Origin of the sequence: Leifsonia sp. ZF2019, from assembly GCF_019924635.1 — a bacterium.
GTDB lineage: Bacteria > Actinomycetota > Actinomycetes > Actinomycetales > Microbacteriaceae > Leifsonia.
Window position 1 is genome coordinate 1234879 of record NZ_CP065037.1, and the last position, 26515, is coordinate 1261393.

At 71.2% G+C, this 26515-nt stretch carries 21 protein-coding genes; 13 read left to right on the forward strand and 8 right to left on the reverse strand.

The features are described 5' to 3' along the window. Nucleotides 1–35 precede the first annotated feature (35 nt). Nucleotides 36–3416, forward strand: coding sequence for a glycosyltransferase family 2 protein (locus IT072_RS06050; protein ID WP_223360055.1), 3381 nt, complete (start codon nt 36–38; stop codon nt 3414–3416). Next, on the forward strand, nt 3409–4839 hold the full coding sequence (locus IT072_RS06055) for a DUF5719 family protein (protein WP_223360056.1): 1431 nt from the start codon (nt 3409–3411) through the stop codon (nt 4837–4839). The genes IT072_RS06050 and IT072_RS06055 overlap by 8 nt, the downstream gene beginning before the upstream one ends. Before the next feature lie 42 nt (nt 4840–4881). On the opposite strand, the gene IT072_RS06060 is transcribed toward IT072_RS06055, so the two are convergent. Further along, nucleotides 4882–5325: a metallopeptidase family protein gene (locus IT072_RS06060; protein ID WP_223360057.1), complete on the reverse strand. Its 444-nt coding sequence runs from the start codon at nt 5323–5325 to the stop codon at nt 4882–4884. Nucleotides 5326–5367: 42 nt separating this feature from the next. Here IT072_RS06060 and IT072_RS06065 point away from each other — a divergent pair, with 42 nt between their 5' ends. The 4 genes from IT072_RS06065 to IT072_RS06080 are packed head-to-tail and all read left to right on the forward strand — an operon-like array spanning nt 5368 to nt 9114. After that, nucleotides 5368–5589 carry a DUF3499 family protein gene (locus IT072_RS06065; protein WP_223360058.1) on the forward strand — a complete coding sequence of 74 codons (222 nt, stop codon included), beginning with the start codon at nt 5368–5370 and terminating at the stop codon, nt 5587–5589. Further along, entirely contained in the window at nt 5586–7022 is a 1437-nt protein-coding gene (locus IT072_RS06070; RefSeq protein ID WP_223360059.1) for a phosphomannomutase/phosphoglucomutase, read from the forward strand. Before IT072_RS06065 ends, IT072_RS06070 begins: the two co-directional genes overlap by 4 nt. Nucleotides 7023–7081: 59 nt before the next feature. Continuing rightward, nucleotides 7082–8566 carry an adenosylhomocysteinase gene (ahcY, locus tag IT072_RS06075; protein ID WP_223360060.1) on the forward strand — a complete coding sequence of 495 codons (1485 nt, stop codon included), beginning with the start codon at nt 7082–7084 and terminating at the stop codon, nt 8564–8566. Then, complete coding sequence (locus IT072_RS06080) at nt 8566–9114, forward strand: GNAT family N-acetyltransferase (protein ID WP_223360061.1); 549 nt, start codon at nt 8566–8568, stop codon at nt 9112–9114. Before ahcY ends, IT072_RS06080 begins: the two co-directional genes overlap by 1 nt. Before the next feature lie 22 nt (nt 9115–9136). Here the strand turns inward: IT072_RS06080 and IT072_RS06085 are convergent, their stop codons facing one another. Then, nucleotides 9137–10060 (reverse strand): cyclase family protein, encoded by a 924-nt coding sequence (locus IT072_RS06085; RefSeq protein WP_223360062.1) that lies wholly within the window; start codon nt 10058–10060, stop codon nt 9137–9139. An 8-nt stretch (nt 10061–10068) separates the two neighbouring features. After that, entirely contained in the window at nt 10069–10908 is an 840-nt protein-coding gene (locus tag IT072_RS06090) for an RDD family protein (RefSeq protein WP_223360063.1), read from the reverse strand. A gap of 17 nt (nt 10909–10925) precedes the next feature. On the opposite strand from IT072_RS06090, the gene IT072_RS06095 reads away from it, so the two are divergent. Then, a complete protein-coding gene (locus IT072_RS06095) occupies nt 10926–11921 on the forward strand; it encodes a stage II sporulation protein M (protein ID WP_223360064.1) in 996 nt (331 codons plus the stop codon). A gap of 46 nt (nt 11922–11967) precedes the next feature. Here the strand turns inward: IT072_RS06095 and IT072_RS06100 are convergent, their stop codons facing one another. The 5 genes from IT072_RS06100 to IT072_RS06120 are packed head-to-tail and all read right to left on the reverse strand — an operon-like array spanning nt 11968 to nt 17493. After that, nucleotides 11968–13299: a DUF58 domain-containing protein gene (locus IT072_RS06100; protein ID WP_223360065.1), complete on the reverse strand. Its 1332-nt coding sequence runs from the start codon at nt 13297–13299 to the stop codon at nt 11968–11970. Nucleotides 13300–13305: 6 nt separating this feature from the next. After that, a complete protein-coding gene (locus IT072_RS06105) occupies nt 13306–14307 on the reverse strand; it encodes an AAA family ATPase (RefSeq protein WP_223360066.1) in 1002 nt (333 codons plus the stop codon). Continuing rightward, complete coding sequence (locus IT072_RS06110) at nt 14304–15581, reverse strand: DUF4350 domain-containing protein (protein WP_223360067.1); 1278 nt, start codon at nt 15579–15581, stop codon at nt 14304–14306. The genes IT072_RS06105 and IT072_RS06110 overlap by 4 nt, the downstream gene beginning before the upstream one ends. After that, nucleotides 15578–16216, reverse strand: coding sequence for a DUF4129 domain-containing protein (locus tag IT072_RS06115; protein WP_223360068.1), 639 nt, complete (start codon nt 16214–16216; stop codon nt 15578–15580). The genes IT072_RS06110 and IT072_RS06115 overlap by 4 nt, the downstream gene beginning before the upstream one ends. 5 nt (nt 16217–16221) lie before the next feature. Beyond that, nucleotides 16222–17493 carry a hypothetical protein gene (locus IT072_RS06120; RefSeq protein ID WP_223360069.1) on the reverse strand — a complete coding sequence of 424 codons (1272 nt, stop codon included), beginning with the start codon at nt 17491–17493 and terminating at the stop codon, nt 16222–16224. Nucleotides 17494–17710: 217 nt separating this feature from the next. Here IT072_RS06120 and mtrA point away from each other — a divergent pair, with 217 nt between their 5' ends. The 6 genes from mtrA to secA all read left to right on the forward strand — a co-directional run bounded on the left by mtrA (nt 17711) and on the right by secA (nt 26454). Next, nucleotides 17711–18394, forward strand: coding sequence for an MtrAB system response regulator MtrA (gene mtrA, locus IT072_RS06125; RefSeq protein ID WP_223360070.1), 684 nt, complete (start codon nt 17711–17713; stop codon nt 18392–18394). A 16-nt stretch (nt 18395–18410) separates the two neighbouring features. Then, nucleotides 18411–20093 carry an MtrAB system histidine kinase MtrB gene (gene mtrB / locus IT072_RS06130; protein ID WP_223360071.1) on the forward strand — a complete coding sequence of 561 codons (1683 nt, stop codon included), beginning with the start codon at nt 18411–18413 and terminating at the stop codon, nt 20091–20093. Continuing rightward, nucleotides 20090–21784, forward strand: coding sequence for a GerMN domain-containing protein (locus IT072_RS06135; RefSeq protein WP_223360072.1), 1695 nt, complete (start codon nt 20090–20092; stop codon nt 21782–21784). Before mtrB ends, IT072_RS06135 begins: the two co-directional genes overlap by 4 nt. Before the next feature lie 92 nt (nt 21785–21876). Then, nucleotides 21877–22617, forward strand: coding sequence for a ComF family protein (locus IT072_RS06140; RefSeq protein WP_223360073.1), 741 nt, complete (start codon nt 21877–21879; stop codon nt 22615–22617). A 107-nt stretch (nt 22618–22724) separates the two neighbouring features. Beyond that, entirely contained in the window at nt 22725–23426 is a 702-nt protein-coding gene (hpf, locus tag IT072_RS06145; protein ID WP_223360074.1) for a ribosome hibernation-promoting factor, HPF/YfiA family, read from the forward strand. Nucleotides 23427–23643: 217 nt separating this feature from the next. Continuing rightward, nucleotides 23644–26454, forward strand: a complete 2811-nt coding sequence (gene secA, locus IT072_RS06150; protein WP_223360075.1) for a preprotein translocase subunit SecA — start codon at nt 23644–23646, stop codon at nt 26452–26454. Nucleotides 26455–26515 lie beyond the last annotated feature (61 nt).

Consider the following 26515-nt stretch of genomic DNA (forward strand, 5'->3'; position numbering starts at 1 on the left):
GCGATCGGCGTGACCCCAACCTAGGCTGACTCCCGATGTATCCGAGAGTCACCGCCATCGTCGTCGCCCACAGCGGCGGCCCCCGTCTCGAGCGCACTCTCGACGCCCTCGCGGCCCAGACGAGAAGACCGGACGCCGTGATCGCCGTCGATTGCGCGACGAGCGACGACGCAGCGCGCCTGCTGTCCGAGTCCGGCCCGACCCAGCTGCTGAGCGTCCCCGAGCGCCTCCCGTTCGGCGCCGCCATCGCCACGGCCGTCCGTGTGCTGCCCCCCACGACCTCCTCGGACGAGCTGATCTGGCTGCTGGCGCACGACACCGCGCCGGAGCCCGAGGCGCTCGCCGCCCTGCTGGGTGCGCTCGAAGTCTCCCCGTCGGTCGCGGTGGTCGGACCGAAGCTCGTCGACGCGGACGACCCGGCGTTCATCCGGGAGTTCGGCGAGACGATGACTCCGTTCGGCGCCTCGGTGCCGCTGGTCGAGAACGAACTCGACCAGGCGCAGCACGATGGGCTGACCGACGTCCTCGCGGTCTCCTCCGCGGGCATGCTCGTCCGTCAGCAGCTGTGGGAGGCGCTCGACGGCTTCGATCCCGCCCTGCCGACGGCCGACGACGGCCTCGACTTCTGCACCAGAGCACGGCTCGCCGGCTTCCGCGTCACGCTGGTCGCGCAGGCCCGCGTCGCCATCGGCGGCGACGGCCTGGCCGGCCCGAACCTCTCGCCGAAGTGGCGCGTACGCCGCCGTCTGGTGAAGGAGCGTCGCGCCGCCCAGCTGCACCGTCGCATGGCCTACGCGCCCGGAGGGGCGGTGCCGTTCCACTGGCTCAGCCTCGTGCCGCTCGCCATCCTCCGCTCGCTGCTGCGTCTCCTGCGCAAGGAACCGGGATCGATCGGCGGCGAACTCGCCGCGGCCTTCCGGGTCGCCTTCTCCGGGCTCGCGGTGAGCACTGCGCGACGGCGACTCGCGCGGAGCCGCACCGTCACCTGGGCGGCAGTGGCGCCGCTGCGCATCCCGTTCTCAGAGGTCCGGCGGGCGCGCGCGCTCAAGCGGGAGGCCGCTCTGGTCTCGCAGCAGGGCGAGAAGCAGGAGCTCGACTTCTTCGCCACCGGGGGCGGCTGGACCGTCCTGATCGCGCTCGTCGTCGGCGTCGCGATGTTCTTCCCGCTCGTCGGCTCGGGCGCCCTCTCCGGCGGCGGGCTGCTTCCGCTCGACACGTCCGTGGGACAGCTCTGGGCCAATCTCGGCTACGGCTGGCGGGATGTGAGCCTCGGGTTCACCGGAGCGGCCGATCCGTTCTCCGCGGTGCTCGCCGTTCTCGGCTCGCTGACCTTCTGGCAGCCGTCGCTCTCCCTCGTCGTCCTCTACCTGGCCGCTCTGCCGGTCACCGCGCTCGGCGCCTGGCTGGCGGCCGCGCGCCTGACGTCCCGCACGATGCTGCGCGTGTTCGGCGCCCTGGTCTACACATTCGCCCCGACCCTCCTCCTGGCCATGCAGGATGGCCGCCCGTCGGCCGTGCTCGCCCACCTGCTGCTGCCGTGGCTGTTCTTCGCCGGGCTCGCGGCGCGCCGATCGTGGGCCGCGAGCGCGACGACCGCCCTGCTCGCCGCGGCGACGGCCGCATGCGCACCGATCCTGATCCCGGCCCTGGTGGTCGCCTGGATCGCCGCGATCGTGTTCGCCGGGCGGCGTGCCGCACGTATAGCGTTCATCCCCCTGCCCGCCGTCGTGCTGTTCGGCCCGCTCGTCTGGCAACAGGGCGCGCGCGGAGCCTGGCTGTCGATCCTGGCCGATCCCGGCGTGCCGCTCGACACCCGGCAGACGCCGGCGTGGCAGCTGGCGCTCGGCTTCCCGGACGGCCTCCTCGGCGGCTGGCACGAGCTCCTCGCCGGGAACGGCTTCGCCCAGGCGCCCACCCTCGTGGTGGCGGTGCTCCTCGCCCCGCTCGGCATCCTGGCCCTCCTCGCGCTCTTCCTGCGCGGGACGGTCCGTGCGATCGTCGCCCTCGTCGTCGCGCTGACCGGATTCGTGACGGCCGTGGCCGCTCTGCACCTCCAGGTCGCCGTCACGGGAGGGACGGTCGTGCCGATCTGGCCGGGGACCGCCGTGAGCCTCTACTGGCTCGGGCTGACGGGCGCCGCAGTGCTCGCGCTCTCGGCGCTCGGGCGCGCGGCGGTCTACCCCGCCTGGGCCGGCATCGTCGCGATCGCGATCGTCGCGACGCCCGTGGCCCTGATGGCACACCGCGACGACGCTGTGGTGAGCGAGAGCGACGGCCGCACCATGCCGGCCGTCGTCACCGCCAAAGCATCGACCCAGCCACGCACCGGGACGCTCCGGATCACCCCGCAACCCGACGGCGGCATCGCCGCCGAGGTCGTGCGGGGCAGCGGGCAGACGCTCGACGACCAGTCCACGCTGAGCACGACCGAACGCTCTCTGACCGCGGACCAGAAGCGCCTCGCGACCATCGCAGGAAACCTCGCATCGCGCAGCGGATTCGACGCGACGTCGCAGCTGAAGCAGCTCGGCATCGACTTCGTCCTGCTCGCCCCTCCCGCGACGGCTCTCGACGAGCGAGCCAGCACGACGGCGTCGGCCACCTCCACCCGCGCCACCGTCGCGCTCGACGCCAACCCGGTGCTCTCCAGCGTCGGCACCACGTCGAGCGGAGTGCTCTGGGCGTTCGACCGGGGGACGAGCGCCGTGCCCGCCGCCGCGCAGATCCCGACCGACGCCGGTGGGATCTGGCGAGTGCTGGTGCTGCTCGTCCAGGGCATCGTGATCGGTGTGACGCTCCTGCTGTCCATCCCCACCACGCGTTCCGCCGACCGCGTCGCCGAGCTGAACGCCCGCCGCGCCCAGGGCAGAGGGGTCGACGACGACATCACGGCCGTGGAGCCCGACGACCGCCCCGATGCGCCCGTCGCGGGCGAAGAGACCATCGCGGAGGAGAGCCTCGACGAGTACGAGGCCGAGCCGGAGGACGAGGCCGCCGTCGAGTCCGCGGACGAGGACGAGGCCCGTGCGGTCGAGCCGGAGCCGGATCCCGGGCACGAGCCGGAAACAGAGCACGAGCCTGAGACAGAGCACGAGCCTGAGTCCGAGCACGGGCCGAAGCCGGAGTCGGCACCGGTCATCCCCGCACTCCCGCCGACGTCGCCGGCCGAGCAGCGTGCAGGCGCGGACCGCGTCCCGCTCGTCGGGCCGGCGCCGGTCGCCGTTGCCCTGCCGGACGCCTCCGAGCAGGAGACGGCCGACACGGCCATCGCGGGCGGCGCGACGCCGTCATCGGAATCCAGGCTCCCCACCCGCCCCGTGCCGGTGGTGGACGAGCCCACCACTCTCGACGACGGACTCGAGGAGACGATCATCCGACCCCGACGCGTGACCGAGCCAGGAGGCGACCGTGGCTGACAAGCGTGGAATCGCCCGCATCGGAGCGCGCGCGCTGGGCGGCCTGATCGGCGCCGGGGTGGCGGTCGTCGCCATCGCGGGTGCGACCCTCCTCCCGCTGCCCGACTTCGCGATCGGCGCCCCGGCGGCCACCGTGCGCCCGGTCCCGGCCGATCAGCAGCGGGTGTGCCCCGGTCCCGTCCTGGCCCTCGCCGCCGACTCCGGTTCCGCCACACAGGCCAGCCCGATCGGCGAAGCGACGACCAGCTACGGAACGGACGGGCCCGACGTGCAGGTCACTGATCTGAAGCCGGACTCCGACGGGGGGCACGGGTCGGAGACGCCCCAGGCTCTCACGGTGAGCACCCCGCACGGATCGCGCACGCCTCCGCTCTTCGCCGGTGCACAGCTGCAGAACGCGGCCTCCGACGACCTCGCGGGCCTGACCTCCGCGGCCTGCGCAGAGCCCGCCGCCGACACGTGGCTCGTGGCCGGCGCCACCTCGCTCGGCCAGACGAGTCTCGTCCTGCTCGCCAACCCGACCTCGGTCGATGCGACCGTGTCGCTCAGCATCTACACCGAGACGGGCACCGTCAGTGCGCCGGGCGCCACCGGCATCGTCGTGCCCGCCGGCGGGCAGAAGGTCGTCCCGCTCGCCGGGCTGGCCCCTGCCGCCGCCGCGCCCGTCGTACACGTGCAGACGACGGGCGGCGAGGTCGTCGCCACGATGCAGCAGAGCTTCGAGCAGGGCATCCAGCCGCAGGGTGCCGAGCTCACGGGAGGCACCGGCGCTCCCTCACGGCAGCAGGTCATCCCCGGCATGACGATCGCCGGTCTCGCGAAGGTGACCGCGGCACAGTCGGGCGAAAGCGTCGGCGTGGAGTTCCCCGCCGTGCGGATCTTCGTCCCGGGAGACAAGGACGCCGAGGTCACCATCGGCGCGGTGGGGGAGGAAGCCACCGCAGCCGGCACGTCGTACGCGCAGACGGTGAAGTCCGGCAACGTCGCCGAGATCCCGCTGGAGAACCTCAAGGACGGCAGCTACACGGTCACCGTCAACTCCTCCGTCCCGGTCGTCGCGGCCGCGCGGACGACGTCGATCGGCACGAAGACGAGAGACTTCGCCTGGTTCGTCTCGTCCGAACCGCTCCGGGACACGTTCCTCGCCGCGATCCCCTCCGGGGCCGGTGGGACGCTGCACCTGACCAACGCGTCGGAGAAGGACCAGAAGGTGACGGTCACGCCCGACGGCGGCAAACCGACCGACCTCGTCGTCCCCGCGGAGGGGGCGGCGAACATCGGGCTCAGCGCGAACCGCTACACGGTCACCAATGCGGACGGCCTGCGTGGCGGGGTGACTTTCGCCGGGGACGGCCTGACGAGTGCGTTCGCTCTCGCACCGCCCGGGCCGCTCGCCGCACCGATCGACGTCTACGCGCACTGACCCGCGACAGGCGGTCCCGGTGCGAGCGGGGACTCCGGCCTGTCAGAAGTGGCGGAAGCGGTCGGGAGCCAGGTCCCACGGATCCTTGCCGAGCAGCTCGGCGACGGCCCGGAACACGCAGCCCTCGATGTACATGCGCCGGTGGATGTCGTCCTCACGGTGCAGTTTCGTCAATCGCTGGATCGGCACACGGTAGAGGACGATCCGGCGGCGGGAGTGGTCGACGCGCCAGCGGTCGACGCCATCCGTCCCGGAGTTGCCGATAGGGGTCGCGGCGACGTCGAAGTGGACGTCCGCGAGCTCCTGCGGCCACACCCCTTTGAGGTAGTCGGCCGTGGAGGCGACGGTCATGTCGAAGAAGTCGATGCGGTTCTGCAGCATCGGCAGATGCGGACCGGTGACCGGCCCCCGGGCCCCGCGCCCGTGCCGGCTGCGCCACCTGCTGGTGGCCGGCGGCTGGCTGCTGGTGCGGCGGTTGCGGGGCATGTCGCCATCCTACGTCGGACGCGCTCCGGTATCCTGACCCCGATGTTGAGCCGTCCGTGTTCCCGTGTCGCGTGCCCTCGCGACGCTGTCGCGACCCTCACCTACGTCTACGCGGACTCGATGGCGGTGCTCGGCCCGCTCAGCCTCTCGCACGAGCCGCACACCTACGACCTCTGCGCCATCCACGCCGAGCGGCTCTCCGCGCCGCAGGGGTGGAGCATCGTGCGGCACGAGGTGTTCGGTGAAGTAGGTTATGGGGCGTGAACAGTCGCAACTCTGACACCCTCCGCTCCTCGCTCGACGCCGTCGTCAAGGCTTACGACATCCGGGGTCTGGTGGGCGACCAGCTGACGCCGGAGGTCGTCGAGGCGATCGGCGCCGCCTTCGTCGACGAGGTCGGCGCGGCCGGTGGGGACCTGGTCGTCGGACACGACATGCGCGACTCGTCACCGGGTTTCGCCGCCGCATTCGCACGTGGCGCGCAGGCGCGGGGTGCAGACGTGGTCTCGATCGGGCTCTGCTCGACAGACGAGTCCTACTACGCCTCGGGGGCCCTGGCCGCGCCCGCGGCGATGTTCACCGCCAGTCACAACCCCGCCACCTACAACGGCATCAAGCTCTCCCGCGCGGGAGCGCAGGGGCTGAGCATGGAGACCGGGCTCGCCGGGGTGCGTGAGCGTGCGGCCGCCTACCTGGCCGAGGGGATCGCAGCGGTGGCCTCGCCGGGCACCTACCGCGAGGAGGACGTGCTCGCCTCCTACGCCGCCTATCTGCGGTCGCTCGTCGACCTCTCCGGCATCCGGCCCATCACCGTCGTCGTCGACGCGGGCAACGGTATGGGCGGCCTCACGGTCCCGGCGGTGCTGGGCGAGGCGGCCGGTCTCCCGGCGCTTCCGATCACGATCATCCCGCTGTACTTCGAGCTCGACGGCACCTTCCCGAACCATGAGGCGAACCCGCTCGAGCCCTCCAATCTGGTCGACCTGCAGAAGGCGGTCGTGGAGCACGGCGCCGACCTGGGGCTCGCGTTCGACGGAGACGCCGACCGCTGCTTCGTCGTCGACGGCAACGGGGACCCGGTCACGCCGTCCGCCGTGGCGGCGATCGTCGCGCTGCGCGAGATCGCCCGTGCGCGCGCCGCCGAGCCGGACGCCGAGATCACGGTCATCCACAACCTCATCACATCGAACATCGTCCCCGAGACGATCGAGGCCGCGGGCGCGACCCCGCTGCGCACGCGCGTCGGCCACTCGCTGATCAAGGACGCCATGCGCGCGTCGGGCGCGGTCTTCGGCGGCGAGCACTCGGCGCACTACTACTTCCGGGACTTCTGGAGCGCCGACAACGGGATGCTCGCCGCGATGCACCTCCTCGCCGAGTTCGGCGGGCAGGACCGCCCGCTGTCGGAGCTGGCCGCCGCCTTCTCGCCCTACGCCATGTCGGGAGAGATCAACTCGACCGTCGACGACGTGCCGGCCGCCTTCACCCGCGTCGTGGAGGCGTTCGCCTCCCGAGCCGAGTTCGACGAGCTCGACGGGCTGACGGTCATCGGGCAGGTCGGCCAGGACGACCCGTTCTGGTGGTTCTCCGTGCGCTCCTCGAACACCGAGCCGCTGCTGCGGCTCAACGTGGAGGCCGCCGACGCCGCGACGATGGTGCGCATCCGCGACGAGGTCCTCGCGCTCATCCGCGCCTGACGGCGACCCGGCCGTCACGGATCGCCTCTTCGGCGCGGTCCGATGCGAGAATGGGTACCATGCCTGCTTCGACCGTGTCCGAAACCGCCCTGCCCTTCAAGGTCGCCGACCTCTCGCTCGCCGCGGCGGGCCGCCACCAGCTGCGACTCGCCGAGAACGAGATGCCCGGCCTCATGGCGCTTCGCGAGGAGTTCGGCGCCTCGCAGCCGCTCGCAGGGGCCCGCATCGCCGGATCCCTCCACATGACCGTCCAGACCGCGGTCCTCATCGAGACGCTCGTGGCCCTCGGCGCCCAGGTGCGCTGGGCGAGCTGCAACATCTTCTCCACCCAGGACGACGCCGCCGCCGCTGTCGCCGTCGGCCCGACCGGCACCGTCGCCGCGCCCGCCGGAGTCCCGGTCTTCGCCTGGAAGGGCGAGTCGCTGGAGGAGTACTGGTGGTGCACCCAGCAGATCTTCGACTGGAGCGCGGAAGCCGAGGCGGCGGGAGCCGATTGGACCGGCCCGAACCTGATCCTCGACGACGGCGGCGACGCCACGCTGCTCGTGCACAAGGGTCGTGAGTTCGAGGCCGCCGGCGCCGTCCCGGACGACACTGAAGGGGACAGCCACGAGTACCGTGTCATCCTCGCCGCGCTCCGCGCTTCGCTCGCGATGTCGGCCGACCGCTGGACGCGGATCGCGGACGGCATCATCGGCGTGACGGAGGAGACCACCACCGGCGTCCACCGTCTGTACGAGCTCGCCAAGGCCGGCGACCTCCTGTTCCCGGCGATCAACGTCAACGACTCGGTCACCAAGAGCAAGTTCGACAACAAGTACGGCATCCGCCACTCCCTCCCGGACGGCCTCAACCGGGCCACCGACGTCCTGATGGGCGGCAAGGTCGCCTTCGTGGCCGGATACGGCGACGTGGGCAAGGGGGCCGCCGAGGCGCTGCGGGGCCAGGGTGCGCGCGTCATCGTCAGCGAGGTCGACCCGATCAACGCGCTCCAGGCCGCCATGGACGGCTTCCAGGTGGCGCGGCTCGAGTCGGTCATCGACCAGGTGGACATCCTCATCACCGGGACGGGCAACCTGAACGTGGTGACGCTCGACCACCTGCTCGGGCTCAAGCACCTCGCGATCGTCGCCAACGTCGGACACTTCGACAACGAGATCGACATGGCCTCACTCGAGGCACTCCCGGGTGCCGAGAAGATCGAGATCAAGCCGCAGGTGCACGAGTGGCGCCTGCCGACGGGCCGCAGCATCCTGGTGCTCTCCGAGGGCCGGCTCATGAACCTCGGCAACGCCACCGGCCACCCGAGCTTCGTGATGAGCAACTCGTTCGCGAACCAGGTGCTCGCGCAGCTCGAGCTGTACGTCTCCCGCGAGAACTACCCGGTCGGCGTGTACGTGCTGCCGAAGCACCTCGACGAGAAGGTCGCACGCCTCCACCTCGCCTCGTTGGGCGTCGAGCTGACGGTCCTGACCGAGGAGCAGGCCGCCTACATCGGTGTGCCCGTGGACGGCCCGTACAAGGTCGACCACTACCGCTACTGATGACGCTCGAATTCGCCGACCGCGAGCTGCCCGGCGGCCTGACCCTGCGCGTGCGCCGCGAGCAGGACGCCGCGGCGCTCGCGGCGGCCTACGTCCGCAATCGGGGGCACCTCGCCCCGTGGGACCCCACCCGCACCGAGGAGTTCTTCACCGAGGAGGGGCAGCTGGCGCGCACCCGCGAGCTTCTCGCGATGCGCGATCTCGGCACCGGCCTGCCGCTGGTGCTGGTCGACGGCGCCGAGATCGCCGGCGCGATCGACCTGAGCGCCATCGTTCGCGGCGCCTTCCAGAGCGCGATGGTGGGCTACTGGCTCGACAGGGCCCATACCGGCCAGGGGCTGGCCTCGACAGCGCTGGCGGCGGTTCTGGAGGCGGCGCTCGGGTTCGGTCTGCACCGTGTCCAGGCGGCCACCCTGCTCGCGAACCACGCTTCGCAGTCCGTGCTCACGCGGGCGGGCTTCGAACGCATCGGCGTCGCCCCGGCCTACCTGAAGATCGCGGGGCGCTGGCAGGACCACGTGCTGTTCCAGCGCATCCTCCACGACTGAGACCAGGCGGGCCCGCCGGTCCTCAGAGTTCCGCGAACGCCCGTACGGGGAAGGTCCCGAACCCCTCCACCGCCGGCGGCGCCGCTGTGAAGCGTGCGCCGCGCGCCGGGAGCTCGCCGAGGCGGGTCAGGTGCTCGACGACATGCACGCCGGCGGCCAGCAGGCGCGAGTGCACCGGGCGTGCGCCGCCGCCCTCGGTGTCGTCGATGTTGAGGGAGTCGATCCCGACGAGGACGGCTCCCTGCTCGACGAGGTGCGCCGCCGCGTCGTCGGTCAGGTACGGGGCGCCCGCGGCGTAGGCGGGGGTGCCGAAGTGCGCATCCCAACCGGTGTGCACCAGCACCGCGGCGCCGGCGACATCCCGGTCGAAGAAGACCGATGCGGGGACCCCGCGCTCGATCGCGTCGGGTACGTGGATCACCTCGGCGCGCAGGCCGACGAGCGACGACAGGTCGAGGGACGCGAGGTCGCCGCCGTCCGCATAGCGGTGATACGGACTGTCGAGGTAGGTGCCGGTGTTGCCGATCATCGTGATGACGTCCATGGCGAACTCTGTCCCGGGCGCGTACCTCGCGCGTGAGTCCTCCCGCGTCAGGTGCGGGGTGATGACCGGTGCCGGGAGGCCGGGATAGGTGATCAGGCCGGCGCGGATGGGGTGGCTGAGGTCGATGACGCGGCGGCTCGGATCGCGCTCGCTCCGCTCGGCCGCCCCCACTCCGCGACTGCCCCGGTGGGCCTCCTCGACGATCCGCAGGTCGCCGAGACGGACCTCTCCGACGAGCGCCAGCCCGAGGTGCTGGACGAACAGGCGGGCGATCTCGCCCTCGCTCAGGTCGGCGGAGGGGAGGTCGAGACGGAATCCCTCCGCGGTGAGGCCGCCGCCGTTCACGAAAGCGACGGTCGCGTCGAAGTGGGCGCGGTACTCGGGGGTGCGGGCGTCGGTCACCGGGTCTCCTAGCGGTCGGGAAAAGCGTGGGGGAGCCCGTCGAGCACGGGCGCCAGCCGGTCGAGCCGCTCCTGTTCGAGCGCCAGGCCGCGGGCGTCCCGCTGACGGCGCAGCACGGCGACGCCGACGAGGAAGGTCTCCGCGTCGACATCGGGCAGGGGCGAGACGTGGGCGGATGCTTCACGGGCGAGCTCGGTGCTCAGACCGTAGCGCGCGGCCGGCGTGAGCTGCGGCGCTTGCCGGACGAACTGCGCGATCCGCCGCGAGAGGCGATCGGGGAGACGTGCGACGTCGGCGGTCACCGCCCACCCGGCAAGGGCGGGGGAGAGGTAGAGGTCGAGCGGGCGCGGCTGCGGGACGCGGACCAGCTGGCTGTAGGTTCCGGCGAGCAGGTCGCCGAGCCGCTTCGAGCGCGCGTTGAGCAGGCCGGTCAGCGCCGCGATGCCGCCCACCGTCAGGAAGATCTCGAGCACACCGGTGAGCGCGCGGATGAACGCGTGCCGGAAGCCGATCGCGCCGCCGTCGTCGCGCACGATCCGGGCGCCGACCGCGAGCTTGCCGAGAGAGCGACCGCGCGACGCCAGCTCGACGGTGGTCGGGAGGACGACCGTGCCGAGCACGAGGATCAGGATGACGAGAGCGCGGACGAGGGCCTCGTCGAGGCCGCCGCCCGTCGCGACGAGCAGCAGTACGCAACCGAGCATCACCAGCATGGAGACGAGCCAGTCGATGATCGTGCCCGCTGCGCGCAGGATGTAGCTGACCGGCTTGACATCGAGGGTGACGGCCTCGCCGGTCACCAGTTCGCGCTCGACCGGCTCCGGGAACCCGTCCGCCGCTGCCGTCATGGCTATCATTCAAGCAGATGGATCTCGACGCATACACCGCAGCGCGCAGCGCCGACTGGGACCGACTGGCCCGGCTGGCCGCCAAGAGACGACTCGACGGCAAGGACGCCGATGAGCTCATCGATCTCTACCAGTCGGGTGCGGCCGATCTCTCGGCGATCCAGACCAGCGCGGGATCGACGGCGGTGGGCGACCGGCTGTCGCTGACCCTGTCGTCCGCACGACTGCGTTTCACCGGCGCCGGCGCCAACCTCTTCTCGCAGATCCCGCGCTTCTTCGCCCTCGAGCTCCCCGCGGCCTTATACCGCATCCGCTGGGTCGTGCTCGGAGTGACCGTGTTCACCGTGATCGTCGCGACCCTGTACGCGCTGTGGATCACGGGGAACCCGGATGTGCTGCGCAACCTCGGGAGCGATGCGAACCTGCGGCGGTACGTCGACCACACGTTCATCGACTACTACTCGAACAACCCGGCTGCGTCGTTCGCCGGGCAGGTCTGGACCAACAACGCGTGGATCGCCGCGCAGTGCATCGCGTTCGGCATCACCGGCCTCTGGGTCCCGTACGTCCTCATCCAGAACGCCGTCGGCGTCGGCACAGCGGCCGGGGTGATGTTCGCCTACGGTCGCGGCGACGTGATGTTCTCGTACATCCTGCCGCACGGTCTCCTCGAGCTCACCAGCGTCTTCGTGGCGGCGGCGGCCGGGCTCCGCATCTTCTGGGCGTGGATCGCGCCGGGCGCCCGCACCCGTGCGCAGGCTCTGGCCGAAGACGGCCGCGCGCTGTTCACGGTGGCGGTCGGGTGCGCGATCAGCCTGTTCGTCTCCGGTCTCATCGAAGGCTTCGTCACCCCGTCGGGCCTGCCGGTCTGGGCCAAGGTCGCCATCGGATCCCTGGCGCTCGCCGCGTTCCTGTTCTACATGCTGTTCGTCGGACGACGCGCCGTCCGTCTCGGTGAGACCGGCGACCTCGGGGAGTTCGACGCAGGCGCACGCCGGATCGTCGCCGCCTGATCCGACGGCCCGACCGGGCGGGCTCCCGGAGCGCGTTCCTCGGGTGTCAGAGCCGCCCGGCGGCCTTGAGAGCGAGGTAGCGGTCTGCGAGAGCAGGGGGGAGATCCTCGGGCGAACCCGTGACGACGTCGCCGCCCAGCCGCCGCACGGCCGCGGTCACGCGCGCCAGGTCGAGCAGAGACCGTTCCGCCGCCGCCGCGCGGTAGACGGCGGAGCGGTCGCCGCGTTCGCGCGTCGCCGTCAGCGTGTCCGGGTCGGTCACGCTCGCCACCACCACGAGGTGCTTCCTCGTCAGCTGCGGCAGGACCGAGAGCAGGCCGCGCGCGGCGCCGGGGGCGTTGAGGGAGGTCAGCAGCACGACCAGGGAACGCTGGCTCGTCATCGCTCCGACCTGTGCGGGGACCGCGGACCAGTCCATCTCGATGAGGGCGGGATCGATGGCGGACATGGCGTCGACCATCCGGGAGAGCAACTCCGGGCCGTTCGCCCCGTGGACCCGGCCCCGGACGACCCGGTCGTAGGCGAGGAAGTCGATCCGGTCACCGGCTCTGGTCGCGAGTGCCGCGAGCAGGAGCGAGGACTCGAAAGCGGTGTCGATCCGGGGCTCGTCGGCGATTCGGGCGGCCGACGTGCGCGCCGTGTCCACGACGATCACGACACGGCGATCCCGCTCCGGCCGCCACGTGCGCACCATCACCCGGGCGCCGCTCCCGCCGGTCGGATCGTGCCGCCGGGCGGTCGCGCGCCAGTCGATGGAGCGCACGTCATCCCCACGGACGTATTCCCGGAGCGAGTCGAACTCGGAGCCCTGACCGCGCAGGAGCACGCTGGTGGTCCCGTCGAGCTCGCGTAGCCGCGCCAGTCGCGACGGGAGATGCTTGCGGGAGGAGAACGGCGGAAGCACCCGGATGCGCCCGGGCGCGGAGAGCGTCGCCTGCCGCGCCCACAGGTGCAGCGGCCCCCATGCCCGCACGGTGATCTGCGCGACCCGGCGCTCGCCCCGCCGCCACGGCTTCAGCGTGACTGCGAACCGGCGACGCTCGCCGGACGGGAGCACCAGCCGGTGCCGGGAGGGCGCCGCCCCGGCCGACGGCTCCCACGCATCGCGCAGGGTTCCGCGGATCGTCCGCCTGCCGGTGTTCGTAATGACGAGCTCTGCCGTCGCCTCGGCGCCGAGACGGACGCGCCCCGGGATCGAACGCTCGATGCGCACGCGTCGTGGGGAGCCCGCGATCGCGAGGTCCACGGCGCCGAGCAGGAGGCAGAGCAGCACCCAGCCGCCGAGCGCGGCATAGGCGGGCGCAGCCTCACGCCCCAGCAGCACGATGGGAATGACCCCCAGCGCGAGCAGGGCGACGAAACGTCCGGAAACCGTCATGGTCGGTCAGATCGGGACCTGGACCTGCTGGACGATCGAGCGCAGGATCGCATCCGGTCCCACGCCCTCCAGCTCCGCCTCGGGCCGCAACTGGATACGGTGCCGCCAGACGGGGACGAGCATCGCCTGCACATGATCCGGCGTGATCGAGTCGTAGCCGGACAGCCAGGCCCACGCCTTCGCGGCGGCGAGAAGGGCGGTGGTTCCGCGCGGACTCACGCCGAGGCGCACGGACGGGCTCTGCCGGGTGGCGCGGGCCAGATCCACGATGTACGCGAGCACGTCCGCGTTCGCCCCCACCGCGGCGGCCGAGTCGCGGGCGGCCTGCAGCTCGGTGGCGGTGAGGACGGGCATGACGCCGGCGGCGGCCAGATCCCGCGGATTGAAGCCGGCCGCGTGGCGGCGCAGCACCTCCACCTCGGTCTCGCGTTCGGGGATGTCCAGGGTCAGCTTGAGCAGGAAGCGGTCGAGCTGTGCCTCAGGCAGCGTGTACGTGCCCTCGTACTCGATCGGGTTCTGCGTCGCGGCGACGATGAACGGGTCGGGGAGGCGACGGCTCAGACCGTCGACGCTCACCTGGCGCTCCTCCATCGCCTCGAGCAGGGCGGACTGCGTCTTCGGGGGAGTGCGGTTGATCTCGTCCGCGAGCAGGATGTTCGTGAACACCGGGCCCTCGCGGAAGACGAAGCCGCCGGTCTGCGCGTCGTAGACGAGGGAGCCCGTCACGTCGCCGGGCATCAGGTCGGGCGTGAACTGGACGCGTTTGGTGTCGAGGCTGAGCGCGTGGCTGAGCGAGCGGACCAGGAGCGTCTTCGCCACCCCGGGGACCCCCTCGAGCAGCACGTGCCCGCGGGCGAGGAGGGCGATGATCAAGCCCGTGACGGCGCCGTCCTGGCCGACGACGGCCTTGCCGACCTCGGTCCGCACGCGGGCGAGGGTCTGCCGCAGCGCCGCAGCGTCTTCCGGCGGGGCGGGGGATACGGGGACTCCGGTCGTGACGTCGGTCATGGCTCCATTCTTCCGGTCGAGCCCGCCTCGGCGGGCGAGGCGGCGGCAGCGGTCGCCCGTTCGAGCGCCGCGAGGTCGTCGGAGAGGGCGATCAGGTCGCGGTCCGTGCGGGGGATGTCGTCGACCAGCAGATCGCGGACGCGAGTGCGATCCTGGGCGGTGAGCGCCGCGACGGCCTCGGCGAGTTCTGTCGCGCTCGCCGAGGCGGGAAGGCCGACCAGGGCGGCCAGGCGCCCGAGCGTGCCGATCCGGAGGGCATCGGCCGCGCGCAGGTGCGCGGACGAGCGCTGGTACAGGCGGGCGCGGCCCTCCCGCGTCTCACCGGCGCGCACGACGACGGGGAGGTTCTCGACCACGAGCGGGCCGAACCGACGCCCGCGCCAGACCGCCGCCGCCACGACGACGAGGACGAGAAGGAGGAGCACGGGCGTCACCCAGCCCGGCGTCAGGGCCGCGAGGTCCGGCGGCCCGGTCACCGGGCGGTCGTCGATCCCCGGCAGGTACCAGACGAGGGTGCCGTGCTGTCCGAGCAGGTTCAGACCCAGTGCGGCGTTCCCGGCACGGTCGATCCCGTCGTTCATGAGCAGCGGCGCCGACCCGACCAGGTAGACGGTCGCACCCTTGAACATGGTGCGGACGAGAGAGGCCGCGCCGGTCGCGTCGGCGAAGCAGGAGGCGCCGTCGTCCTGCACGCGGAAGGTGCCGGGGACTGTCGCCCCGGAGGTGTTGCCGGTCGGGCGCGGGTCGATCCGCGCGGCCCGCTCCGCGGCGGGGACACCGCAGCCGGCGTCCGCGGGCCCCCTCGGCTCGCCGCTCGCGTGGACGCCGGGCGCCACCGTGCGGAGGGTGCGGAAAGTCGGCTCGACGATCACGATCGTCTTCGCGAGCCGCGCGAGCTCGTCGTAGGCCGACGATTCGAGATTGCCCGCGTCGTCGAACACGAAGAGGGTCGTGTCGCTTCCGGCGCCGACCGCTTCGCGCACCTGATCCAGAGACGATGCGTCGCGCACGTCCACACCGCGGGACCCGAGGACCTGTGCGAGCGCCTTGCCTCCGGTCGGCCCGGCATTGCCTGCATCCAGCGGGACACCGGACGAGGAGCGGCCTCCGGTCAGGAAGATGCCCGCCAGCGCGACCAGGACGGCGACGGCGCCGAGCACGATCCACGGCACGGCGCGACGGCCGCTCTGCCGGAGGGTGGGGGAGACGGCCGACGCATCCGCCGGCGTCGTGCTCGTCTCCGGTGTCATGTCGACGGGAGGTGCGGGCGTCATGGCACCGCCACCGGGATCGCCGGACGCACCTGCTGCAGCCGTTGGTCGAGAGCGACGAGCTGCTGGTAGGCAGCGGGGGTTCCGGGACGGTCGAGGTAGCGCACGGCATCGAACGAGCGCGCCGCCTCGCTCAGCTGCTCCCGTTCGCCCGGGACGACGGTGGAGGCGGTCGCGGCGAAATGGGTCGCGGTGGTCCCGGGCGTGACCGCCACGAGGGTCCGCTCGTCGAGCCCGACCGCGATCGCCCGGAACTGCTCCTCGATCGCCAGCACCCAGTCGCCGGCGCTCGCCGCCTCCGACGCGGAACGCCGCAGTTCTGCGGCGGAGCGCCCGTCGTCGTCCCCGAAGACGGGCCGCCTGTCCAGGGCCGAGCGGCGGTTCACCCGCGGGCGGCCGAAGATCACGAACGCGGCGACGACGAGCGCCGCGATCACCAGGACGACGACCAGCAGGAGGACCGGGCCGGCATCGCCTGTCGGTCCCTGCAGCAGCGAGTCGATCCAGTCCTGCACGGCCTTGGAGGCGAGGTCGAACCAGGTCGGTTTGGCCGCCTGGTACTCCGGCCTGGCCAGCTCCTCCCTGATCCACTCCTGAGCCTGCGGCCCGGACGGGTCGACGGGGATGTCGAAGCGCACGATCCTCAGCTGCCCGGCCAGGGCGGGGTCGCCGAGGGCGCCGCCGGGGCTGCGGGGGCGGGGACCAGGTACGGGTCGGGCAGCTCCTGCCCGGTCTGGCGTGCCTCGACGAAGCGGACAAGCTGGAGGTCGAGACCCTCCTTGCGCATCCGGAGGTCGATGTAGAGCAGCGACACCGCCGCCGTCTGGACCACGCTCCCGATCGCACCGACGACGGCGCCGACGATGCTCGACAGCACATTGACGCCGAGCTGTCCGACGAGGATCTGAGTGAACGACGATGGATCGTTCGTGCTGAGCGAGGTCGGTGCGAAGATGCCGCCGAGCATCCCGCCGACCACGCCGAACGGGATCGACACGATCTGCGCGACCGCGTAGATGATGACGGTCATCAGGGCGATGAGCCCGAAGGTCTTCCAGAAGTACCCGGTCGTGAGCCGCCACGAGCGCGTGAGGGCCTCGCCGATCCGGAGCCGTTCGAGCACGATCGCGCTCGGCACGAGAGCGATCTTGGTGTTGACCCACACGGCCAGCGCGATCAGTCCGAGGCCGCCCAGGATCCCGACGAGCGCGGCCCCGATGATGCCTGCCGAGCCGCCGACGGCGGCCAGCGCGACGGCGATCGCCACGACGAGGGCGATCGCGACGAACCAGGCGAAGGACACCAGGAAGGTCCAGCCGATCAGCGGACCGATGCGGCCGCGCACGAGCTGCCAGAGGGACCGGAAGGTGAGCTTGTCGCCGAGCGTCTCGCGCGCGACCTCGCCGACCACGACGCCCTGGAGCAGTGCGCTGGAGATCGCCGAGACGACGATCGAGAGCAGGCCGAGCACGACCGCGCCGCCGACGGCGCCCGCGAGCAGAGTGCTCTGATCCGACGTGTCTGCGTTGATGGCGCGCTGGAGCAGGAAGTACACGGCGCCGGCGAGGATGACGGTGACCAGGATGGTGGGGATGCCCTGGATGAGCAGCGCCGCGCCGACGGTGATCTTCGGATTGCGCCGCAGCGCCTGGAACGGAGCGCCGAGAAGCGTTCCGAACGGCAGCGGGCGCAGGGGGACGAGCCCCGGTTTCGGCGGCGGCGCCCAGCCGGGCTGCTGCTGCCAGCCGGGCTGCTGCTGCCAGGTCGGAGGCTGCTGCTGCCACGCCGGCGGCTGCTGGCCGTAGACCGGCGGCTGCTGGCCGTAGACCGGCGGCTGTGCCTGACCGGGCTCCTGTCCCGGCGCGTACTCCCCGTATCGCGGCCGCGGTGCCTGACCGTCTTGTTCGTCGCTCACGCCGTGCCCTCTCATCCCCGCCCGTCGTGCGTTGCTCCCATGCTGGCACATCTGTCACCGCCGCACGGTCCCGTCCACAGGGAACGGGCAGGCTTCCGACTTCTCCACAGCGGCCTCGCGGCGGCCCTCCACGGCTCGACCAGGGGACTCGACTATGGTTGTGCCGTTGCATCCGCGGCCGCCGGCCGCCCGAGAGGGGTTCAGGGGAACTTCGCACATGACTAGTCGCATCCTGGTGGTCGACGACGACACCGCCCTCGCCGAGATGATCGGCATCGTGCTGCGCACCGAGGGCTTCGACCCGGTCTTCTGCGAGGACGGCGCCCAGGCCGTCGACACGTTCCACTCGGCACGACCCGACCTCGTCCTGCTCGACCTGATGCTGCCGGGGCTCGACGGCATCGAGGTATGCAGCCGGATCCGGGCGGAGTCGGGCACGCCGATCATCATGCTGACGGCCAAGTCCGACACCGCCGACGTGGTCAAGGGGCTCGAATCCGGCGCGGACGACTACATGGTCAAACCGTTCAACCCGAAGGAGCTCGTCGCGCGGATCCGCACGCGGCTGCGTCCCGCCGCCTCCACGCCGCCGGCCGAGCAGCTGCGCATCGGCGATCTCGTGGTCGACGTCGCCGGCCACGAGGTGCGTCGAGGCGAGCAGCGCATCGCACTCACCCCGCTCGAGTTCGACCTGCTCCTGGCGCTCGCGTCGAAGCCGCAGCAGGTGTTCACCCGCGAGATGCTCCTCGAGCAGGTGTGGGGCTACCACTACAAGGCCGACACCCGGCTCGTCAACGTCCACGTCCAGCGCCTGCGTGCCAAGGTGGAGCAGGATCCCGACAACCCGAAGATCGTCATGACCGTGCGCGGCGTCGGCTACCGCGCCGGCGCGGCGACATAGCGCGGAGCCGGTCGCGATGCGGTTCCGGTGGCCGGACAAGGAGTGGTGGCGACAGGCGCCGTCGCGGCTCGCCCGACTGTGGCGCCGCTCCCTCCAGCTGCGCACCGTCGCGATCACCCTCGCCCTCACCGGGGTCGCGATCCTGGTGACGGGCGTCTACATGGCGCTCAGCATCTCCAACGACCTGTACCAATCGCGGCTGGACCAGGCGCTTCGCGACTCCAGTCGGGCGACGACGGCTGCGCAGTCGACCATGAACGCCTCCGACGTCTCGTCGGCGGACGGCGGCCGCAACCTCCTGAACTCGGCGCTGCAGTCGGTGCAGACCTCGACCTCCAGCCGGCTGGTCGCAGCGTACCGGGTGCCCGGACAGGACACGAGCGTTCTCGCGCCGCCGGACCGGGGGAGCCCGGCGCTCAACTCGGTCATCTCCGACCAGCTCCGCGCCAAGGTGCAGACCGGCGGGACCGAGCAGTTCTACCAGTCCGTCGCGCTGCCGGCGGGTTCCGACTCCTCCGATCCCGGGATCGTCGTCGGAACCCAGCTGACCCTCCCGTCCTACGGGCGGTACGAGCTCTATATCGGCTACAACCTGCGCGACTCCGAGAACACGCTGCTGTTCGTGCAGAACACCCTGCTGCTCGCCGGGCTCGCGCTCATCGTCCTCATCGGAGCGATCACCTGGGTCATCGTACGGTTCGTGGTCGAACCGATCCGCGTAGCCGCCCGCACCAGTGAGCGTCTGGCGGCGGGCGACCTCGCCGTCCGAATCCCGGAACGCGGCGAGGACGTCTTCGCGTCGCTCGCGCGGTCGTTCAACGGGATGGCGGACAGCCTCCAGAGCCAGATCAACCAGCTCGGGACGCTGTCGCAGCTTCAGCAGCGCTTCGTCTCGGACGTCTCCCACGAACTGCGGACGCCCCTGACGACCATTCGGCTCGCCGGAGACGTGATCTACGACCAGCGGTCGACGTTCCCACCCGCGACGGAGCGGACGGCCGAGCTGCTCCACACGCAGATCGAGCGGTTCGACCGGCTCCTCTCCGACCTGCTCGAGATCAGTCGGTACGACGCGGGCTCCGTCGTCCTCGACCCGGAGCCCACCAATCTCGTCCGGCTCGCCGAGGATGTCGTGGACGAGCTGCGAGCGCTGTCCGAGCAGAACGGTTCCCCCCTCACCCTCGACGCGCCCGGCGGCTACTTCGACGTCGGGATGGACCCGAGACGGATCCGGCGCGTGGTGCGCAACCTGATCGGGAACGCGATCGAGCACGGCGAGCGGCGGCCGGTCGTGGTCACCGTCGACAGCAATGAGAGCGCGGTCGCGCTGACCGTGCGCGATTACGGCATCGGGATGAGCCATCACGACGTCAACCACGTCTTCGACCGGTTCTGGCGAGCCGATCCGTCGCGCAAGCGCACGCTGGGCGGCACGGGGTTGGGGCTCGCCATCTCCCTCGAGGACGCGACGCTGCACTCGGGCTGGCTGCAGGTGTGGTCGATGCCGGGGCAGGGGTCGTGCTTCCGGCTGACGCTCCCGCGAGTGCCGGGACGTGAGATCGCCGGATCCCCGCTGCCGCTGCCGCCGGTCGACGCGGGCGAGCTGCCTGCGGCCTCCACGCCGCCCGACGCGCCCGCGTCGCCGGACGCCTCCGCCGACGACGTCCGCCCCATTCCGAAGCGGGAGGCCCGCGCATGAGCAGACGACCGATCCGGTTCATCGCCGCGGCCGTCGCGGTGGCGGTCGCCCTCGTGCTCTCGGCCTGCGCCAGCATCCCGGACAGCGGTCCCGTGCGGCAGGGCGGCCCGGTCGCCCAGGTGGACGACCCTCTCGACCTCGACTTCAACCCGTCCCCACCTGAGAAGGGCGCCTCCCAGCAGCGCATCGTGCAGGGGTTCATCGATGCCGCCTCGAGCCCGAAGAACAACTTCGGGATCGCTCGTGAGTATCTGACCGACGCCATGGCCGCGAGCTGGAACCCGGACGAGTCGGTCACCGTGGACGATGGTCGTAACCGCACCTACGACAGCGATGGCGACCAGTGGGGGGTGGAGGTCAATCCGGTGGCGAGCGTCGATTCGGTCGGCGCGTACCACCCGGTGACGAGCCGGGCGCCGATCGGCCTGCGCTACGAACTCGTCAAGCAGAGCGGTGAGTGGCGGATCGCCGTGGCGCCGAACGGCATCGTGATCGACGACCCGACGTTCCGTGCCGTCTTCACGCAGCAGACGCTGTACTTCTACAGCCCGGACTACAGCTACCTCGTGCCGGACGCCCGGTGGTTCCCCGCCCGAGTCGCGACCTCCGCGACCCGGGTGGCGAGCGCGGTGCTCGCCGGACCGGCGAAGTGGCTGAACGGTGCGGTGGCCAACGCGTTCCCCGAAGGCACACAGCTGGCGGTCCCGTCGGTGACCACCGTCGGCGGCGTCGCCCAGGTCGACCTCAGTTCCGAAGCGGGACGGGCCGACACGCTCCAGTTGCAGCGCATGCAGCTGCAACTGGAGCAGAGCCTCGGGAGCCTCGCCCAGTCGGTGCAGCTCTCCATCGAGGGCAATGTCGAGCAGATCGCCCCGCTCAGCTCCGGGGCCGCACCCCAGCAGGACCCGTCGGTCGACACCCACGCGATCGTCTCCCGCGGGGACACGTTCGGACTGCTCTCCGGTTCCACCGTGGCCCCGCTCAGCGGCCTCAGCGACCGGGTGGTCGCGCTGCAGCCGACGGCGGTGGCCCTCGACGCAGCCCGTGACGAGGCCGCCGTGCTCTCCGCCGGTGGCGCGTACCTGGTGCGGCGCTCCGGCGACACGATCCGCGTCGACGCGCGGGCCGGGCTGATCGCACCGGCCATCGACAACACGGGATTCGTCTGGTCGGTGCCGGCCGACGCGCCGGGCGCGCTCCAGGCGACAGCGGCGAACGGCGAGGTGCACGCGGTGGCGACGGACTGGCCGCAGGCGGTCGGGATCCAGTCGTTCGCCCTCTCCCGCGACGGCACGCGTGTCGTCGCCCTGCTGCGCACCTCGACGGGGTACGCACTCGTGGCGGCGGGGATCGTGCGCGGGTCCGGATCCGTCCCCACCTCGCTGACCCAGCCGGTGGAGCTCGCGGTCGGCTCCGGCACGCCGCTGGCCGTCACGTGGACAGGCGAACTCACGGTCGCCGTGCTCAACGCGACGAACGGGGACGCGACGAGCATCGTCGAGCAGACGATCGGCGGCGAGCAGACCATCACGACCGGGCCGGGCGGAGGCCGCACGATCGTGGGAGCGGACGGTCTTGCGCGCTATCTCGTCCTGACCGCGGATGGAAGCCTCCAGGCGCCCACCGGGACGGGATGGCAGGCGCAGGCCGACAAGGTGGGTGCGGTCGCCGTCCAGCTCGGACAGCCGTAGCGCGTTCTCCACAGGGGAGAGGCTCGGCGCTGTTCTCCACGAAGATCCTCCCGGCGGCCCGGGGCCGCGCGAGCGCCGCGATGCTGGAGCCCATGACAACCACATCGATCCTTCAGGAGTCCCTCCGCGACGCGGCCGCCGTGCTGCTCCCCGTCCGCTGCGCCGGCTGCGGTGAGCCGGACCGGAGTCTGTGCGCGCGATGCAGGCACGACCTGGCCCCTCGCGTAGCGACGACGTCGGCCGGGGGCGTGCGCGTGTGGGCGGCTCTCGAATACGCCGAGACTCCGCGGCGGGTGATCCTCGCCTTCAAGGAGTCCGGGCGGGTGGACGCTGCGCCGGCCCTCGGTCGTGCACTGCGGGCCGCCGTGGTCGACGCTCAGCGAGCCGTGAGCGACCGAGCGGAGACGGGGCGCGGGCGCAGCGATGGCAGGGGCGCGGACGCCTTGCTCCCCGTCCTGATCCCGTCGACCACCGAGGCACGCCGTCGACGGGGGTTCCACCCGACGGGGATGCTGCTCCGCCGTGCCGGCATCCTCGTGCCGCCGCTGTGGCGCGCCCTGCGGCTCACCCGGCAGACGCAGGACCAGGCCGGTCTCTCGTCCGCGGGACGGGCGGCCAATCGTGCGGAGAGCCTGGCCGCGTCCACGCGGCTCCGGGGAAGACGATGCCTGATCGTCGACGACATCGTGACCTCGGGGTCGACGGTCGCTGAAGCCGCTCGCGCGATCCATGCCGCGGGAGGGCTGGTGGTGGGTGCCGCAGCCCTGGCGCGGACGCCGCGCCGCGAGGGCGCCGACCTCACAGCGAGACCTCGGAACGTTCCCAGTCAATAACAGGCGTTGTCCGGTTCCGTTCCCCGTGAGGGAGCACTACGGTAGTCCAAAAGGCGCACGGGTCGCCCGGGATCAGGACGACACCGCGTCGGATCAGGGAGGTCTCCATGGACATCAACATCATCGGACGCAACCTGGGAATCACTGATCGCTTCCGTGAATACGCGACCGAGAAGTCGGACAAGATCGCGCATCTGGCAGAGCGGGCCATCTCCCTCGAGATCAAGGTCAGCCGCCACAACGAGAAGCTCGGTGGCCAGAACGGCGATGATCGGGTCGAGCTGACACTCGTGGGGCCGAAGGCGGTGGTCCGCTCGGAGGCGACGGGCACCGACAAGTACGCGGCGTTCGACATCGCCCTGGGCAAGCTCCTCGAGCGCGTGCGTCGCGCGAAGGACCGTCGCAAGGTCCATCGCGGGCAGCATCGGCCGACCTCGCTGCGCGAGGCGAGCACGGACGGCTTCAGCGCCGTGGGGCTCGCAGCGGCGCCGGTCGCGGTGCTCGACCAGGTCAGGACGGGCAGCGTCCCGGTGGTGCAGGACTCCGAGGCGACGGAGGAGGCCGCTGACGAGGAGTACTCGCCGGTCGTCATCCGCAAGAAGGTGTTCGCCTCGCTTCCGATGACGGTCGACGACGCGCTCTACTACATGGAGCTCGTCGGTCACGACTTCTACCTGTTCGTCGACCAGGAGACGCAGCGACCGAGCGTGGTCTACCGCCGCAAGGGCTGGGACTACGGCGTGATCGCGCTGGACGACGACGCGGATGAGCTGCAGGAGGTGGCCACCGCCAGCCGCAAGCTCGGCTGACGACCCCGCGCCGATGGCGTCCGCCCGGGCGGCGGACGCCATCGGCGCCTCCGTGCGCGGATCCACCCTCCATTCGGCCGGCTTTCAGCTTCCGCTGGAGGAACCCGACGGCTGATCCCGTACGATGTCTCTAACGTCGGCGGTGCCAGCCGTCCGGCGTGCGTCCGACACGGGCGCGGGCACGATCGGCCCGAACGAACACAAGTGGAGTGCATCAGTGGCCTCAGTTCTGGAAAAGGTTCTCCGTCTCGGCGAGGGGCGCACCCTCCGTCGGCTCGAGGCGTACGCGAAAGCGGTCAACGCCCTCGAAGACGACTTCGCCGCGCTCTCCGACGAAGAGCTCATGCACGAGACCGTCGAACTCCGCGAGCGCTACAGCAACGGGGAGTCGCTCGACGACCTCCTGCCCGAGGCGTTCGCCGCCGTCCGCGAGGCGGCGAAGCGCACGCTGGGCATGCGCCACTTCGACGTGCAGCTCATGGGAGGCGCCGCGCTTCATCTCGGCAACATCGCCGAGATGAAGACCGGTGAGGGCAAGACCCTCGTCGCGACGACGGCCGCCTACCTCAATGCCATCGCCAGCCGCGGCGTTCACGTGATCACGGTCAACGACTACCTCGCCAGCTACCAGTCGGAGCTGATGGGCCGCGTGTTCCGCGCCCTCGGCATGACGACCGGCGTCATCCTCTCCGGACAGACCCCGGAGGAGCGCCGGGAACAGTACGCCGCCGACATCACGTACGGAACGAACAACGAGTTCGGCTTCGACTACCTGCGCGACAACATGGCGTGGCAGGCACAGGACATGGTCCAGCGCGGACACTACTTCGCCATCGTCGACGAGGTCGACTCGATCCTCATCGACGAGGCACGTACCCCGCTCATCATCTCGGGACCCTCGTCGGGCGAGGCGAACCGCTGGTTCGTCGAGTTCGCCAACCTCGCCAAGCGCCTCACCGCCGGTGAGGACTTCGAGGTCGACGAGAAGAAGCGCACCATCGGCGTGCTCGAGCCGGGTATCGAGAAGGTCGAGGACTACCTCGGCATCGACAACCTCTACGAGTCCGCCAACACGCCGCTGATCTCGTTCCTGAACAACGCCATCAAGGCCAACGCCCTCTTCAAGCGCGACAAGGACTACGTCGTGATGAACGGCGAAGTCCTGATCGTGGACGAGCACACCGGCCGCATCCTGGTCGGCCGCCGCTACAACGAGGGCATCCACCAGGCGATCGAGGCGAAGGAGGGCGTCGAGGTCAAGGCCGAGAACCAGACGCTCGCCACCGTCACCCTGCAGAACTACTTCCGCCTCTACAAGAAGCTGTCGGGCATGACCGGTACGGCCGAGACCGAGGCGGCCGAGTTCATGAGCACGTACAAGCTCGGCGTCGTCCCGATTCCGACCAACAAGCCGATGCAGCGCATCGACCAGCCAGACCTCGTCTACAAGAACGAGCAGGCGAAGTTCGAGCAGGTCGTCGAGGACATCGTCAAGCGCCACGAGAAGGGCCAGCCCGTCCTGGTCGGCACGACCAGCGTCGAGAAGAGCGAGTACCTGTCGCGCTCTCTCGCCAAGAAGGGCGTCCGTCACGAGGTCCTGAACGCGAAGAACCACGCGCGCGAGGCGGCGATCGTGGCCCAGGCCGGCCGTCTCGGCGCCGTCACCGTCGCCACCAATATGGCCGGTCGAGGCACGGACATCATGCTCGGCGGCAACGCCGAGTTCATCGCGGTCGCCGAGATGAACGCGCGCGGGCTCTCCCCGGTGGAGACGCCCGACGAGTACGAGGAGCAGTGGGACGCCGTCTTCTCCGAGGTGAAGGAGAAGGTGCAGGAGGAGGCCGACAAGGTCATCGAGGCGGGAGGACTGTACGTGCTCGGCACCGAGCGCCACGAGTCCCGTCGCATCGACAACCAGCTCCGCGGTCGTTCCGGCCGTCAGGGCGACCCGGGCGAGAGCCGCTTCTACCTCTCCCTCACCGACGACCTCATGCGACTCTTCAACGCCGGCGCCGCCGAGAGCCTCATGGGCCGGTCGAGCGTCCCGGACGACATGGCGATCGAGTCGAAGGTCGTCAGCCGGGCGATCCGCAGCGCGCAGTCGCAGGTGGAGGCGCGCAACGCGGAGATCCGCAAGAACGTCCTCAAGTACGATGACGTCCTCAACCGTCAGCGCGAGGCCATCTACGGCGACCGCCGCCACATCCTCGAGGGCGACGACCTGCACGAGCGGGTGCAGAAGTTCCTGACGGACGTCATCGACGACATCCTCGACCAGCACACCGGCGAGGGCAGCGGGGACGACTGGGACTTCGACGCCCTGTGGGCGGAGCTCAAGACGCTCTACCCGGTCGGCGTCAGCATCGACGAGGTCATCGCGGAAGCGGGCAACAAGGGCCGCATCAACCGCGAGTTCATGCGACGCGAGATCATGTCCGACGCCCGCCTCGCGTATCAGCGTCGCGAGGAGTCCCTTGGTTCGCCGGCGATGCGCGAGCTCGAGCGCCGCGTGGTGCTGTCGGTCATCGACCGTCGCTGGCGTGAGCACCTGTACGAGATGGACTACCTCAAGGACGGCATCGGCCTGCGCGCGATGGCGCAGCGCGACCCGCTGGTCGAGTACCAGCGCGAGGGCTATGCGATGTTCCAGCAGATGATGGGGGCGATCCGCGAGGAGACCGTCGGCTTCCTGTTCAACCTGGAGGTCGAGGTCAACCAGGCTCCGGGCGAGGTCGAGTCCCCGTCGGTGGCGGCCAAGGGTCTGGCCCGTGGCGAGAGCGAGCAGCAGCGTCTGAGCTACTCCGCCCCGGGCGAGGGTGGCGGCGTCGAGGTCCGCAACCAGCGCGGTCAGATCGAGCAGGCCGCGACGGCTCGAGCCCAGAAGGCGCAGCAGCAGGCGGCGCCTCAGGCCGCCGCTCCGCAGCAGGCGTCCGCGCAGCGCGGCGCCTTCGGCCAGCGCGTCGAGTCCGACGGCGACGATGCTCCCGCGAACCGCGCGGAGCGCCGCGCCCAGTCCAAGAAGCGCTGAGCCCCGCACGACCTGGCCCAGACCGGAAGGCGGCCCCTCTCGAGGGGCCGCCTTCCGGCGT